At 60.6% G+C, this 14,850-nt stretch carries 7 protein-coding genes and 2 rRNA genes (1 of these 9 only partly in view); 1 reads left to right on the top strand and 8 read right to left on the bottom strand.

The window, feature by feature from the left end; genetic code table 11:
• Window positions 1-119 precede the first annotated feature (119 nt).
• Complete coding sequence (locus AB4O40_RS20970; protein WP_056728122.1) at window positions 120-1,067, top strand: LysR family transcriptional regulator; 948 nt, start codon at window positions 120-122, stop codon at window positions 1,065-1,067.
• On the opposite strand, the gene AB4O40_RS20965 is transcribed toward AB4O40_RS20970, so the two are convergent.
• The 8 genes from AB4O40_RS20965 to AB4O40_RS20930 all read right to left on the bottom strand — a co-directional run.
• Window positions 1,064-1,525: an OmpA family protein gene (locus AB4O40_RS20965; protein WP_263291790.1), complete on the bottom strand. Its 462-nt coding sequence runs from the start codon at window positions 1,523-1,525 to the stop codon at window positions 1,064-1,066. The genes AB4O40_RS20970 and AB4O40_RS20965 overlap by 4 nt on opposite strands.
• Window positions 1,526-1,569: 44 nt before the next feature.
• On the bottom strand, window positions 1,570-2,838 hold the full coding sequence (locus AB4O40_RS20960) for a diguanylate cyclase domain-containing protein (RefSeq protein ID WP_460053505.1): 1,269 nt from the start codon (window positions 2,836-2,838) through the stop codon (window positions 1,570-1,572).
• Window positions 2,835-3,410: a YfiR family protein gene (locus tag AB4O40_RS20955; protein ID WP_056728113.1), complete on the bottom strand. Its 576-nt coding sequence runs from the start codon at window positions 3,408-3,410 to the stop codon at window positions 2,835-2,837. The genes AB4O40_RS20960 and AB4O40_RS20955 overlap by 4 nt, the downstream gene beginning before the upstream one ends.
• 119 nt (window positions 3,411-3,529) lie before the next feature.
• Complete coding sequence (gene recD, locus AB4O40_RS20950) at window positions 3,530-5,638, bottom strand: exodeoxyribonuclease V subunit alpha (RefSeq protein WP_223542311.1); 2,109 nt, start codon at window positions 5,636-5,638, stop codon at window positions 3,530-3,532.
• Window positions 5,635-9,324 carry an exodeoxyribonuclease V subunit beta gene (gene recB / locus AB4O40_RS20945; RefSeq protein WP_460053507.1) on the bottom strand — a complete coding sequence of 1,230 codons (3,690 nt, stop codon included), beginning with the start codon at window positions 9,322-9,324 and terminating at the stop codon, window positions 5,635-5,637. The genes recD and recB overlap by 4 nt, the downstream gene beginning before the upstream one ends.
• On the bottom strand, window positions 9,324-12,773 hold the full coding sequence (gene recC, locus AB4O40_RS20940) for an exodeoxyribonuclease V subunit gamma (RefSeq protein ID WP_460053508.1): 3,450 nt from the start codon (window positions 12,771-12,773) through the stop codon (window positions 9,324-9,326). The genes recB and recC overlap by 1 nt, the downstream gene beginning before the upstream one ends.
• Before the next feature lie 154 nt (window positions 12,774-12,927).
• A 5S ribosomal RNA gene (rrf, locus tag AB4O40_RS20935) occupies window positions 12,928-13,043 on the bottom strand.
• 169 nt (window positions 13,044-13,212) lie between these two features.
• A 23S ribosomal RNA gene (locus tag AB4O40_RS20930) occupies window positions 13,213-14,850 on the bottom strand (it continues 1,256 nt past the right edge of the window).

Genomic DNA, 14,850 nt, shown 5'->3' with positions numbered 1-14,850 from the left:
GAGCCGGGGCGAGATAGTCGCCCTGAGATGAGCCATGTGTCGCGAATTGGTTGTCGGACTGTTTTTGGAGTATAGATGTGCAAACTTCTGATAAGAACGCACATAAAAACCGGTCCAACATGCAAAAAAACATCACCTCCCTCGGTTCGCTGAACTGGGATGACCTCAAGTTTTTCCTCGAAGTCGCCCGCACCCGCAAGGCCAGCACCGCGGCCAAGCGCCTGGCGGTCGACTACACCACGGTGTCGCGACGCATCAGTTCGCTGGAAACGGCGCTAGGCACCTTGCTGTTCGAGAAATCCCGGACCAACGGCTTTGTCCTGACCGCCGAAGGCCAGCGGTTGATGGGGTATGCCGAGTCGATCGAAAGTACCTTGCACATGGCGTGCGAGCAGGTTTCCGGGTCTGGTGTGGCGCTGTCCGGTCACGTGCGCATGGGTTGCACCGAAGGCTTCGGCAGTTTTTTCATCACACCGCAGTTGAGCCACTTCGTCGACACCTACCCGGCGATCTCGGTGGACATCCTGCCGCTGCCGCACTTCATCAGCCTGTCCAAGCGCGAGGCCGACATCGTCATCGCCCTGGAGCGCCCGGAGCATGGCCCGTACGTCTGCTGCAAACTGTGCGACTACCGATTGCAGCTGTACGCGACCCAGGAATACCTGGACAACCACCCGCCGATCCGCAAACCCGCCGATTTGGCCAAGCATTCGTTTATCAGTTACGTCGACGACCTGGCGTTCAGCTCGGAGCTGTTGTACCTGGCCAACGTATTGCCCGGCGCCAGCGCCAACCTGCGCAGCACCAGCGTGATCGCACAGTTCGTGGCCGCGCAGCAAGGACGCTCACTGGCGATCCTGCCGTGCTTCCTCGCCACCCAGGACCCGCGCCTGCTGCCGGTGCTGCCGCAGGAAATCAATATCACTCGGCAGTTCTGGATGTACTGCCGCGAAGACCTGCGCAAGCTCAAGCGGATCACCCTGTTGTGGGATTACATCCGCCAGGTCACCGAGCAGAATCAGGGGCTGTTGATGGGGGAAAGTCGGGAGATGCTATTTGCCGATTAGTCGGAGCTGACCACAATCGCCACCCGGCGATTTTCGGTGCGGCCACTGGATGTGCTGTTGCTGGCCACCGGCACGCTGCTGCCCAGGCCACGCAGCTGGATATTTTCCTGTTTCATGCCGACGGTGTTGAGCACCTTGGCCACGCTTTTCGCCCGGCGCATGGACAGTTGCTCGTTGTACGCCTCTTTGCCCGATGCATCGGTGTGGCCATCGACCCGTACCCGCTCGATACCCACCCCCAACAGCGCCTTGCCGATGCGTTCGACGATGTCGGTGCTCTGCTTGTTCAGGCTGTCGTCGTCACTGCCAAACAGGACCTTGCCGGACAAGCCGAAAGCCCAGCCATCGTCTGTCAGCTCGAACCCCTGCTGTTTCAGCACGGCGATTTGCGCCGGGGTCAGGCCTTTGGGAGTGGTTTGGCAACCGGCCAGGCCCAGCAAGGCCACGAGCAGGGTCATGGTGAAAAAACGCAGGGAACGCGGGTTGAAAGTGAACACGTAAATCAGCTCCTGTTTTGAACATCGGCGGCAGGGTGCTCCGACCCTGCCGTGTACTGTGCGCCTCGGGACAGGCGCTTGGCCTGGTACATCGCGCCATCGGCGGCGTTGAGCAGGGCACCCGGCGTTGCGCCATGATCCGGGTACACCGCGACGCCGATACTGAGGGAGGTCAGTACCTGGGTACTGCCCGGCAATGGAATCGGCATGTCCATGCTGGCCAGAATCTTGTCGGCAATCCGTTCGGCGTCTTCGGTCTTGTGCAGTGGCGTCAGCAGCACGGCAAACTCATCGCCACCCAAGCGCGCCACCAGGTCCCCTTCGCGCAGTTGCGCCCGAACCCGATTGGCCACGGCCACTAACACCGCATCGCCCGCCGCATGGCCGAAACTGTCGTTGATCTCCTTGAAGCGATCGCTGTCGAGAAACAGTACCGCCACTCGCTCGCCGAGCTTGTTGGCGCTGCGCAGTGCGCGCATCAGGCGACCTTCGAAAAACGCCCGATTGGGCAATCCGGTGAGGCTGTCGTGGTTGGCCTGGTGAGCCAGGGATTCGTTTTCGCTTTGCAGGTGCGACTGCCAGGCTTCGAGCTCATCGAGCAGGGCATTGAAGTCGTTGCCGAAATTATCGAGTTCGGTAATGTCGGCGGGCGGCACGCGCTTGTCAAAGGCGCGGTCAATGCGCGCGGCGTGGGCGACGGCGGCCAGGTTGCGCAGGGGCTTGATGATCCCGCGAAGTTGTCGGCGCGCCAAAAAGAGTGCAACCCAGGCGCTGATGGCCGTGCACAAGATGATGCCCACCAGACCGCTGAGCAAAAAGCGCATCAGGCTGGCGCCATGACCGGTGAGCCTGATGCTGCCGACTTCCCGCCCTTGATGGAGGATCGGCATGCTCATGGGTTCTTCCAGAAACGCTTTGGCGATGTGCAATTCGAGATCGGACACCCAACCGGTTTCCGGTCGTTGCCAGCGGGCCAGCAACTGGCCCTGCTGGTCGAACACCTGGGCGTCGGCCACCTCTTCGTTGGAGGCAATCAGCGCCAGCGCTTCGGTGGTGGCGGTTTTGTCGTCGAACACCACCGCGGCTTCCACGGTGTAGCTGATCGAGCGGGCGATCAGGTGCAGGTTGTTGTCGGCGTACACGCGCAAGGCCAGCACACCGAGCAACGTCAGTGAAACACTGGCCATGGCGACGCCTACCAGCGCAACGAGCAGGTTGCCGCGACCGATGACCGAATGCAAAGTCGGGCGATTGCCCCGTTTCAGTATTTTCATGGCGCCGCCGGTTTGCGACGGGACAGTTGCAGCACGCTCGGATGAATGCGTACGCCGCTGCGGGCGACAGAGTCGAGATTGACCTCGAACGACACCTGCTCGTCGCTGACCCGCAAGCAAAACAGACTGCCGACGGTGCATTGCTCGTCGCTCTCACTGATGCTCAACACCGGATGCCCGATCAACGCGGCAAACAATCGGCTGCGTTCTACGCCGGTCAGCTTGCCGATATAAACCGCATCGCAGTCACTGACAATCGAAGGGTTGTCGGCCAACAAACGCTGCACCGCGACAGGTCGACCGGTCGCCTGGGTCGTGCCTTTGACCAGGTCGTCGGTGTATTCGGTAGGGCCGACCAGGCACAAGCGCAGCAGCAAAGGCTCGACGGGCCAGCGGGCATAGCTGAGGATTCCGAGGACTACCTGGGTAACCGCTTTGGCACGTTGGTCCGCCATGCCCACCGGGGCTTGCGATTGAGCGAAAACGACGCTGGCCAGCAGACAAAGAAGGATGGCAAGCAGCGCTTTTCTACAGCCAACGACGCACTCTGTCGTCCTGACAGCCACCTTCATGCAGGGATACTCTTTGACCGTAGCGAAATGATGCCGCAACGATAGCACAGCGAGGAAATGCCAGCGAGGCCACGTACTACGCAGCCTCGGACATTTTCCTACAGCCTGTTACTGACCTTTCAGCCTGTCGGCTCGCTGCCGTCCTTGAGCTCCAGCATCAGCCCGCTCAAGCGTTTGACCCGGCGTTTCACCGCCTCTTCAAACACCCCCGCACGGGACTCGATCAAGGTGAACCAGTCCTTGGCCCGGGTAATGCCGGTGTAGATCAATTCCTTGGTGAGTACCGGATTCAAGGCATCGGGAAGAATCAACGCGGTATGCGCGAACTCCGAGCCCTGGGATTTATGCACGGTCATGGCGTACACGGTTTCGACATCATTCAGGCGGCTGGGCAGGACAAATCGCACGCCACCCTGGCCATCATTGCGTGGGAATGCCACACGCAGAACCTGCCTTCCAGTCCCCTGGCCTTCCTGCTCCGGGAGCTTGAGGGCGATGCCGATATCGCCGTTCATCAACCCTAGCCCGTAATCGTTGCGGGTCATCAGCACAGGGCGACCTTCGTACCACTGCTGGTCGCTGTCGATCAGGCGCGCCCTGAGCAATGCCTCCGTCACCCGCTGGTTCAAGCCCTCGACACCCCATGGCCCCTTGCGCACGGCACATAACAACTGGAATGCGTCAAAGGCCTGCAACACTTGTCGAGCCCAATCAATCCAGCGTGAATCTTCCAGCGGGCTGTCCAGTGGCGGTCGCTGATTGCGCAGCACGCTCAGGTAATGTCGATAACCCTGCGGCCCCTCACCGTGGCCGTCGAGAAGCAAGCGTTCCAGGGCCCGATCCTGCTCCCCCTTGAGGGACAGGCAATGCACATCGTCATGGCTTCGCGCCGACAACAACTTGCGGGCTTCATCGGGTTGCTGCTGGTTGACCCAGCGAGCCAGTTGGCCAATGCCACTGCCTTCACCGAATCGCCGGGAATGGCGCAACATCACGACCTGTTGAGCCAATGGATGAGTGCCCTGCGCATCCTCCTGCAATCCGCTGGCCTGCAGGTTTTCGCCACTGACGGCTTCCAGCCACCGGCGTGTCTGCGGGCTGTACCAGCCAGCCTCCGCGTCGCGACACAGATCCCCCAATACCGCACCGGCCTCTACCGACGCTAATTGGTCCTTGTCCCCCAACAGCACGAGGCGCGCATGGGGCGGCAAGGCATCGAGCAGGTTGGCCATCATTTCCAGGTCGATCATCGAGGCCTCGTCCACCACCAACACATCCAGCGGCAGGCGATTGCCCGCGTGATGACGGAAATGACGAGTCCCGGGCCGGCTGCCGAGTAGGCGGTGAACGGTGGTGACGTCGGAGGGGATCTTTTCCCGAACGTCCTCCGTGACCTTCAAGGTCCGGACCTGCTGGCTGATGGATTCGGTCAGACGCGCCGCGGCCTTGCCGGTAGGCGCGGCGAGGCGAATGCGCAGGGGCATGCCGGCCTCGACCGCCGGCGCCTGGAGCAACGCCAGCAAGCGTACGACGGTGGTGGTCTTGCCGGTTCCCGGCCCCCCCGTGACGATGCTGAAGGCACTGCGTGTCGCCAGGGCGCAGGCCAGCTTCTGCCAGTCGATCACTTCACCCGGCCGGGCTGGACCAAACAAACCGGTGAGGCGCTGGAGCAGGTCGCTCGGCGTGGATTCGTGTTCCGTCAGACGCTCGCGCAAGGAAACGTCGATCCGCCGCTCGTAGGCCCAATAGCGGCGCAGGTACAAGCGCTTGCCCGATAACACCAAAGGCCGGTCGCGTACGTTGTCACGACTGTCAGCGGCCAGCGCGACCAGGTTGCTGGCGGCCAGCACCTTGCACCAATGAGCGCCGTCCAGCGATCCCAGCAATTGCGAGGGCAGCAGCATCGCGCCGCCTTGCACGTCACCTTCGGGTGGCAGCGACAGGGCGAAGTCCGGTTCTTTCAGCGTCTCGAACAGGTCGAGGCAGACATGCCCGTGGCCCAACTGGTGGCTGGTCAGCGCGGCTGCCAGCAACACCAGCGGATCATCCTCTGGGGCCAGCTCATGCAGAAACGCCACAAAGGCTTTGTCCAGCGCGCGCAACCAGCCACGCTCGACCCAACGCGTGAGCAATAACAGCAAGTCGTCGGCACGCCTCAGCGGCACCAGATCGGCCAGGCTTTCGGCTGCCAGCGATGTGGGCAACAAATCGGCGAATGTGCGACTCATAACAGTACTCCCTGTTCCCAGGCGGGCTCGGCCTTGGGTTCTGGCTTGCCCTGGAACAGCCTGTCCAGGCGTTCGATCAGCTCTCTTGGCGGCCGGGCGAAAAACACCCCCTGGCTGGCCGCGCGCGTACCGCGCAAAAACAGGTACAACGCACCGCCGACATGCCGGTCGTAGTCGTAATCGGCGAGCCGCGCCTTGAGTTGGCGGTGCAGGGCCAACAGGTACAACACGTATTGCAGGTCATAACGGTTGTCGAGAATCGATTGCTCCATGGCCTGCGCGGTGTAGGCCGCATCATCGACGCCGAGCCAGTTGGATTTGTAGTCGGCCACGTAATAGCGGCCGTCATGTTCGAACGTCAGGTCGATAAAGCCCTTGAACATGCCGTTGAGCAACACCGGTTCCGCGGCCACCCGGGCCACGCCGTTATGGGTGTATTGGCACACCAGCGCATCGAGCTTGAGCACATCGACCTTATGGCTGGCGAACCAGAACTCCATCTCGACCTGGTACTGCGTCAACTGGCCAAATATCACCGGTGCCTGTCCGCCGCCCAGTTGCAACGGCGACTTGAGCAGATGCTGCAGCCAGTCACTCAAGGTGCTGATCCAGCCCTCACAGCCTCGACGGTTGCAGCGACGGGCAATGGCGTCGATCACCTCCTGTGGTGCCGCATCAAAACCTTCGCCCCCCGCCCATTCGAGCAAGCCATGGAGGAAAGTCCCAGGGTTCGGGCCGCGCGGGAAGCGATGGATATCGCCGCCACCGGCCACCACTTCCCGAGGGGCCTGCGGGTCGAGGCGTTCGTCATCGAACAGTTTTTGCGCCTGCGGGCTCTCCGGCGCCTCGTCGGTGCCGACACTCAGGGTGTCGCCAATGCGCAACGCGCTGTAGGAAGCAATCCACCAGTTTTCACTGGCCTTGCGTTTCGGAACCAGCGGAACCAGCAGCGCTGCGTCGTTTTGCGGTGGCTGGTAATGCTCCGCTGTCGCTTCAGGCATCTCGGCATACGCCAGCGCCGGGCAGTCCTGTTGCAGGTCCCGCAACCAAAGCTGCAACGCCGGGGAATCGGCCAAAGGCGCACCGCCGCCCAGCAGATAACCCAATGCCGACAGATGCAGCACCGAGCCATTGTTGTTGCCGCGCTTGAGGTCGGCCACCCCCAGCCAGCAGGCGTGTTGCGCCCGGGTCAGGGCGACATAGAGCAAGCGAAGATCCTCGGCCAGACGCTCATCGTCAGCCAGGGCAATCAATTCTGCCGTCGGTTTCAACGTGACCTGGGCATTGCCGGATTCATCGTGGTAGTGCAACGGCAGGCGGCTGCCATCCACCGGTTTCGCCGAGCAAATGAACGGCAGAAACACCAAGGGGTATTCAAGGCCCTTGGACTTGTGAATGGTCACGACCTTGACCAATTGCTCATCACTTTCCAGACGCAGGATCTGCTCTTCGCCAGCCTGCCCGGACAACGCCAGATGCTCGGACAAATGCCGGATCAGGGCTTGCTCGCCATCAAGCTCCGCGGCGGCTTGTTGCAGCAGTTCGAAAAGGTGCAGAAGGTTGGTCAACACGCGTTCGCCGTCACTGCGGGCGATCAGCGCCTGGGGCAGGCGGAAGTCGTGCAGCAGGCGTCGCAGCATCGGCAGTACGCCCTGCTTGCGCCATACTTCGCGATAGCCACGGAACTGCATGACCCGGGATTCCCAGGCCAACTCGTCCTGATTCAGTCGCTCCAGCTCAGTCAGCGAAAGGTTCAACGTGATGCTGGCCAACGCGGCCCGCAGCGGTCGCTCGACATCCGGCTCGGCGCAGGCCTTGAGCCAGGTCAGCACGTCATGCGCCTCCTGGGCGGCGAACACCGAGTCCTTGTCCGACAGGTAAACACTGCGCACGCCACGGGCGGCCAATTGCGCACGAACCGCCTGCGCCTCCTTGCCATCGCGTACCAGGATGGCGATGTCCGCCGGCAGCAGGCCCCTGAAGGCCTTGCCGTCCTGGGAGAACCCCGCATGCCCCTGCTGCCCGCCATTGAGCAACGCCGTGATTTCACTGGCGCAGGCAGCCGCCAGGTGTTGCCGGTACACCGCACCGGACAACGGTTGTTCGGCCGGCAAGTGCCAGATGTTCAAGGCCGGGATTGCCTGGTCATTGATGCGCAAGACTTCTTTGCGACCCTGGGAGGCAACCGGCGTGAAAGGAACCGGGTTGTCGCCATTCTTCTGTCGGAAGAGGAAAGCGCCGCGGCCCGACTCCCGTGCCTCGGCGCGCTCGAACACATGGTTCACCGCGTTGACCATGCCATGGCTTGAGCGGAAGTTGGTGCCCAGGGTGTGCAGGCGGCCGGTGGTGGCCTGGCGGGCGCGCAGGTAGGTATGGATGTCCGCACCGCGAAAAGCGTAGATCGCCTGTTTCGGGTCGCCGATCAGGAACAGGCCACACTCGGGGCTGTTCTCTTCAATGCGATAGATGCTCTCGAAGATTCGGTATTGCACCGGGTCGGTGTCCTGGAACTCATCGATCAGGGCGACCGGAAACTGTTCACGAATCAGGGTTGCCAGGCGTTCGCCGCCATCGGACTGCAAGGCCGCATCAAGGCGCAGCAACATGTCGTCGAAACCCATTTCCGCGCGGCGGCGCTTCTCTTCCTCGAATCGCGCCCCGACCCAGCGGGCCGCGTGTTGCAGTACGGCGGCATCAGGCGTTGGCAGCCCATCGAGACAGGCCTTGAGTCCGGCCATCGCATCGAGCCCCGGATGTCGAGGCGCCTCACCCTTCCAGGCTTCAGCCATGCCGTCCGGGGTCAGGCGAGTGAAGCCAGTGCCGATATCCAGTTGCTCGAGGGATTCGTCTTCGGCCCAGGCTTTGATCTTTTCAAACCAGGGCTCGAAATAGCGTGCCTGCATCTTGCGACCGTCGACAGCCTTGGTGGCAACGCCCTGGTGACAGATGACAAGCAACTCGTCCGCCCACTGCAGCCAGGGTTTCTTGAGTTCGATCAGGGCCGTCCGTCGTTCTTGCAGGCATTGCGAAATCACTTCGGCGGGTTCTTTCCCTTCATGCGCATCCCGCTCGCTGGCGAACAGCGCACGAATCCGCGGCAGCAGCGCCGCCGGCCCGCCCCAATTGCTGCGCACCCAATTCAAGGCGTCACCTTGCATCGGGTAGCAGAACAGCCGCCAGTAATCGCGCAGGACTTCCCCCAGCAAGTCGCTGTGGTCGGTTTCCAGGGTCTGGGTAAACAGGCTGCCGCTGTCGAATGCGTGCTCGCGCAACATACGCTGGCACCAACTGTGGATGGTCGACACCGCTGCCTCGTCCATCCACTGGGCGGCGATATCCAGGCGGTTTGCGCAGCCGGGCCATTGCTCGGGCAGGTACTGATCACGCAACTCGGCAATCAGGCTGTCGGGGGCCGAGGTTTCATCGCGGAAATAGCGTGCGGCCTCGGCGAGCCGCGTGCGGATGCGTTCGCGCAGCTCTTTGGTCGCGGCGTCGGTGAAGGTCACGACGAGGATCTGCGGCGGCAACAGTTCTCGTCCGAAACCACTGTCCTCCCCGCCATTGCCCAGCACCAGGCGCAGGTACAACGCGGAAATGGTGAACGTCTTGCCGGTCCCGGCGCTGGCTTCGATCAGTTGGCTGCCGCGCAGCGGGAATGCCAGGGCCAGCGGTGTCTTCGTGCTCATCAGCGCGACTCCTCGCTGGACAGTGAACGCCAGGGTGCTTCAAGAAGCGGGCGATAGAGCGCGTCACACCACTGGGGGAACGTCTCGTCGGCGACCAAGGCATCGTAATCGGCGAATTGGCGCGCGAGTGCCGGGCTTTCGCGACGCTCTCCGTCCGTCGTCTGCCCATCCCCTTCATAGGCCTTGCGCGCAGCGGCTTGGGCTTTGACCGGGTCGGTTTGCCCCAGCCACGCGAAGGCTGTCTTGACCGCGATCGGCAGAGGCTGGCGCATCCCCGACTGCCAGGCCATCAACAGGTCACCGAGAATTGTCCGCGCCGTGGACTGGTCCAGCGGACCGAGCAACAGGCTGTCGTCGCTGGCCACCAATGCGGTGGTCAAGGCCATGCCACTGGCACAAGCCATCAAATGATTGACCCAGGGGCGGGTCAGGCGATGCCATTTGCGCGACTTGATCGAGCCGATACTGTTGGGGATCGTTGTGACAGACAACAAACCACCATCAGCACGCTGATGCAGGCCGCTGAGCCAGCCCTCGATGTGCAGGCCCTGCAGTTCAAGACTGACGGGCAACGCGCTGCTGAGGGGGGTTGGCCACAGCGCCAGGAGCTGTTGGTGGCGTTGCAGCAAGTCAGGCAATGGCTCGATCAACTCCCGTTGCAGGCACTCACCGAATCCGGCCATGGGCAGCAGCCCGCTGTTCTGCAAACGTTTCGCCTGATCCTGCAGTGCCTGCCCGGAATTTCCAGGATCTGCCAGCGCCGCTTCGAGCAAACGGTCACTGAGGCTGTAACGCTGCAACGCATCCAGGACAAAGGGCTCTTCATCGGCCAATGGCACTTCTGCCGCCTCGAAGAAGACCTTCAGCCGCTGGCTGAAAAAGTGCCGTACCGGATTGCGCAGGAAATCCTGCACCTGACCGAGACTCAGAGGTTCGTCCTGGACGTGGGGCGCGAGCACTTCGGCGCTTGCCTGTTGCTCTGCCGCCTGATGAAGCACCTGCCATTCGCTGGCGTAGCTGAACGACTCATCACCGTCGTGAAAGTAGCGAGCACTGAAGGGTTGTAATGGGTGTTCCCGGGTCATGGCTTCCAGCAGATCCTCGTCGCCTTGCAGCAATCGCCAACCGCTGGCCAGGTGGTCACGCAGTTGGCCAATCAGCACCGAGGCAGGCCGCTCGCTGTTATCGCGGATGCTACGGCCCACCCAACTGATGTAGAGCTGGTCCCTTGCCGACAGCAAGGCTTCCAGTAGCAGGTAGCGGTCGTCTTCGCGCCGGGAGCGGTCACCCGGACGGTAATCACTGCCCATCAGGTCGAAATCCAGCGGCGGTTGCGCGCGCGGATAATCGCCGTCATTCATGCCCAGCAGGCACACCAGTTTGAACGGGATGGCGCGCATGGGCATCAAGGTGCAGAAGTTGACCGCACCGGCCAGAAAACGTTGGGACAAACGGCCCTGATCCAGACCTGCAAGCCAGGCTTCGCGGACGACGGTCAGCGGCAACTCGTCCTGCAACCCGACTGACTCGCAGGTCTCGAGCCAGGTCTCGCGCAGCTCTTCGAGTTGGGCCAGCAAGTAGTCATCGTGTTCGTTACCGGCAAGGAAGAACAACTGCACCAAAGCCTGCAAGCGCAAGCCCCATTGCCCCGGCGATGCTGGCTGAGAGAGCTCGTGGTGAGCCACTTCCAGCGCGTCGAGCAACGCAACCAGCGGACCGATGAGCGCAGCGTCCAGACCACCGATCTCGTCGTAGGGTTCGATCCCCTCATAAGCATCGGCGCTGCCAACGGCATAACCGAGCAGCATCCGTCGCAAGCCGAATCGCCAGCTGTTTTGCTCCAGTTCATTGGGCAACCCGAGCCCGGCACGTTGCTCGGCATTCATGCCCCAGCGAATGCCGGCACCTTCGATCCAGCGGTGCAGCGTCGGCAGGTCACGCTCCTCAACGCCAAAACGAGCGCGCAGTGCCGGGACGTCCAGCAGATCGAGAATCTCACTGACGGGGAATCGGCTGTCAGGCAGCTTGAGCAAGTGCTCCACAGCAATCAGCAATGGATCACGACCGCGCTGGCCCTGGTCCGCCAGGGTAAACGGAATGAAACGCGGATCCTGGCGGTCAAGCTGACCAAACACGGCACGAATATGCGGGGCGTAGGTGTCGATGTCCGGAACCATGACGATGATGTCCCGGGGCCGCAATGTCGGGTCGGAGCTGAAACGTGCTAGCAGCTGATCGTGGAGGATCTCGACTTCTCGCTGGGCGCTATGGGCGATGTGAAAACGGATCGATTCGTCCTGTTCAAGATCGATAGCCGGCCAATGCTCCCGAGTCTCGTTGAGGGGACGCAACTCGAGGATGTCGTCCTGCAACTGGTTGAGCACGTTCAGCGGCAGACCATCACTGAACAGGTCGATGCGCCCGTCGCGGAATGCCGAACGATAGCTGCTGGGATCGTCATAACTGTCGAGCAGGTTGATGTAGTCCCGCCCCTGCTTGCCCCAAGCGGCCAACAGCGGGTGAGCATGTTGGTGGAGGGTTTGCGGATCGATGACTACCGGCATGCCGCTCTTGCGGGCCTGACGCTTGTATTGATGGCGCAGCAGGTCTTTATCGGCGACGATGTCCGCCCAATGGTGACGACAGGGGTTGTGTACGCACAGCAGGACCTGACTGAATCGCGCCAGTCCCGCCAGTGCTTCCAGGGCTTGGGCAGGCAGCGAAGAAATCCCGAAAACGATCACTCGCGAGGGTAATCCCTTGGGAGCTGTTTCGAGGTTATTGATGCGCTCGACAAATCGCTGATGGACGCCGGCACGGCTTTGCGCCATGCCTTCTTCTCCCACGTCCAGCAAGAGGGCGCGCCATAGCTCAGCCTGCCAGCAATTGGCCGGGGTCAGGGGTTTGGTTTCGCCCCTGGCGTTTCGTGTTTGATGTCGACCTTGCGCCCAGTCTTCGAGCCAGTCAGCTCGGTACACCTGGTATTGGTCGAACAGATCCGCCAGACGTTCAGCCAATTGATAACGTTTGCGCAGATCGGTGTCGTGGGTCAGGAAACGTTGCAGCGGCTCGAAGTGCGGCTGGTTGATCAACTGCGGCAGCAGGCGCATCAGACGCCAGGTCAGCGGGGCTTTATCGAGCAGGGAATTGACCGGGATTTCGTCGCGGCCAAGGACCATGCGATAGAGCTGCCACATGAAGCTGCCGGGCAACTGCACGTCGATGGCGGCAGCGATTCCGCAGCCTCCCATGTCGTCGTCTTCAGCATCTTCCGCCAGTGCCAGCTTCAGCCATTGGGCAATGCCATTGCTTTGCACCAACGCGATTTCATTCTCCAGGGGAGCCAGCGGGTAGCGCCGCATCCAGCTGACCACCAGGCTGCGCAATTCGTCCAGGCGGTTGCCGTGAACCACCATAAAACCAGCACTGAGGGACGTCGCGTCCGGCATAAAGGCTTCCTTGGAAAATACAAACGCCAGGGGCGAACCTTAGCATTGTCGGGAGACGGTGACAGCGTGAACCTGCTCGTTGTTGCTGTGCGAACTTTCCTGCGGACAAAAACAAAACCCCAACTGCTTTCGCAATTGGGGTTTCGGAATTTAATCTTGACGATGACCTACTCTCACATGGGGAAACCCCACACTACCATCGGCGATGCATCGTTTCACTGCTGAGTTCGGGATGGGATCAGGTGGTTCCAACGCTCTATGGTCGTCAAGAAATTCGGGTACTGAGTCGTGACCGGTTGGCCTCGCTTCAGCAAATTGGGTATGTGATAGTTTGGTGTTTTGTGAGTATCTCGAACTTTCGGTTCGTTTCGTCTTCACACACCGCAATCTGGCCTCTTTCGTTTCTTCAACTAGGAGCAGCAAATTGCTTGGGTGTTATATGGTCAAGCCTCACGGGCAATTAGTATTGGTTAGCTCAACGCCTCACAGCGCTTACACACCCAACCTATCAACGTCGTAGTCTTCGACGGCCCTTCAGGGGACTCAAGGTCCCAGTGAGATCTCATCTTGAGGCAAGTTTCCCGCTTAGATGCTTTCAGCGGTTATCTTTTCCGAACATAGCTACCCGGCAATGCCACTGGCGTGACAACCGGAACACCAGAGGTTCGTCCACTCCGGTCCTCTCGTACTAGGAGCAGCCCCTCTCAAATCTCAAACGTCCACGGCAGATAGGGACCGAACTGTCTCACGACGTTCTAAACCCAGCTCGCGTACCACTTTAAATGGCGAACAGCCATACCCTTGGGACCGGCTTCAGCCCCAGGATGTGATGAGCCGACATCGAGGTGCCAAACACCGCCGTCGATATGAACTCTTGGGCGGTATCAGCCTGTTATCCCCGGAGTACCTTTTATCCGTTGAGCGATGGCCCTTCCATACAGAACCACCGGATCACTAAGACCTACTTTCGTACCTGCTCGACGTGTCTGTCTCGCAGTCAAGCGCGCTTTTGCCTTTATACTCTACGACCGATTTCCGACCGGTCTGAGCGCACCTTCGTACTCCTCCGTTACTCTTTAGGAGGAGACCGCCCCAGTCAAACTACCCACCATACACTGTCCTCGATCCGGATAACGGACCTGAGTTAGAACCTCAAAGTTGCCAGGGTGGTATTTCAAGGTTGGCTCCACGCGAACTGGCGTCCACGCTTCAAAGCCTCCCACCTATCCTACACAAGCAAATTCAAAGTCCAGTGCAAAGCTATAGTAAAGGTTCACGGGGTCTTTCCGTCTAGCCGCGGATACACTGCATCTTCACAGCGATTTCAATTTCACTGAGTCTCGGGTGGAGACAGCGCCGCCATCGTTACGCCATTCGTGCAGGTCGGAACTTACCCGACAAGGAATTTCGCTACCTTAGGACCGTTATAGTTACGGCCGCCGTTTACCGGGGCTTCGATCAAGAGCTTCGCGTTAGCTAACCCCATCAATTAACCTTCCGGCACCGGGCAGGCGTCACACCCTATACGTCCACTTTCGTGTTTGCAGAGTGCTGTGTTTTTAATAAACAGTCGCAGCGGCCTGGTATCTTCGACCGGCGTGGGCTTACGGAGCAAGTCCTTCACCCTCACCGGCGCACCTTCTCCCGAAGTTACGGTGCCATTTTGCCTAGTTCCTTCACCCGAGTTCTCTCAAGCGCCTTGGTATTCTCTACCCAACCACCTGTGTCGGTTTGGGGTACGGTTCCTGGTTACCTGAAGCTTAGAAGCTTTTCTTGGAAGCATGGCATCAACCACTTCGTGTTCTAAAAGAACACTCGTCATCAGCTCTCGGCCTTAGAATCCCGGATTTACCTAAGATTCCAGCCTACCACCTTAAACTTGGACAACCAACGCCAAGCTGGCCTAGCCTTCTCCGTCCCTCCATCGCAATAACCAGAAGTACAGGAATATTAACCTGTTTTCCATCGACTACGCTTTTCAGCCTCGCCTTAGGGACCGACTAACCCTGCGTCGATTAACGTTGCGCAGGAAACCTTGGTCTTTCGGCGTGGGTGTTTTTCACACCCATTGTCGTTA

The organism is Pseudomonas sp. S2_F07 (assembly GCF_054668325.1).
The sequence above is the reverse complement of the archived record's forward strand: the minus strand, read 5'-3'. Positions and strand labels throughout refer to the sequence as shown.

Excerpts from the sequence above, each read along its gene's own strand:
- recC (WP_460053508.1), bottom strand. The coding sequence starts at position 12,773 with ATGCCGGACGCGACGTCCCTCAGTGCTGGTTTTATGGTGGTTCACGGC.
- AB4O40_RS20970 (WP_056728122.1), top strand. The coding sequence starts at position 120 with ATGCAAAAAAACATCACCTCCCTCGGTTCGCTGAACTGGGATGACCTC.
- AB4O40_RS20955 (WP_056728113.1), bottom strand. The coding sequence starts at position 3,410 with ATGAAGGTGGCTGTCAGGACGACAGAGTGCGTCGTTGGCTGTAGAAAA.
- recB (WP_460053507.1), bottom strand. The coding sequence starts at position 9,324 with ATGAGCACGAAGACACCGCTGGCCCTGGCATTCCCGCTGCGCGGCAGC.
- recD (WP_223542311.1), bottom strand. The coding sequence starts at position 5,638 with ATGAGTCGCACATTCGCCGATTTGTTGCCCACATCGCTGGCAGCCGAA.
- AB4O40_RS20965 (WP_263291790.1), bottom strand. The coding sequence starts at position 1,525 with ATGACCCTGCTCGTGGCCTTGCTGGGCCTGGCCGGTTGCCAAACCACT.
- AB4O40_RS20960 (WP_460053505.1), bottom strand. The coding sequence starts at position 2,838 with ATGAAAATACTGAAACGGGGCAATCGCCCGACTTTGCATTCGGTCATC.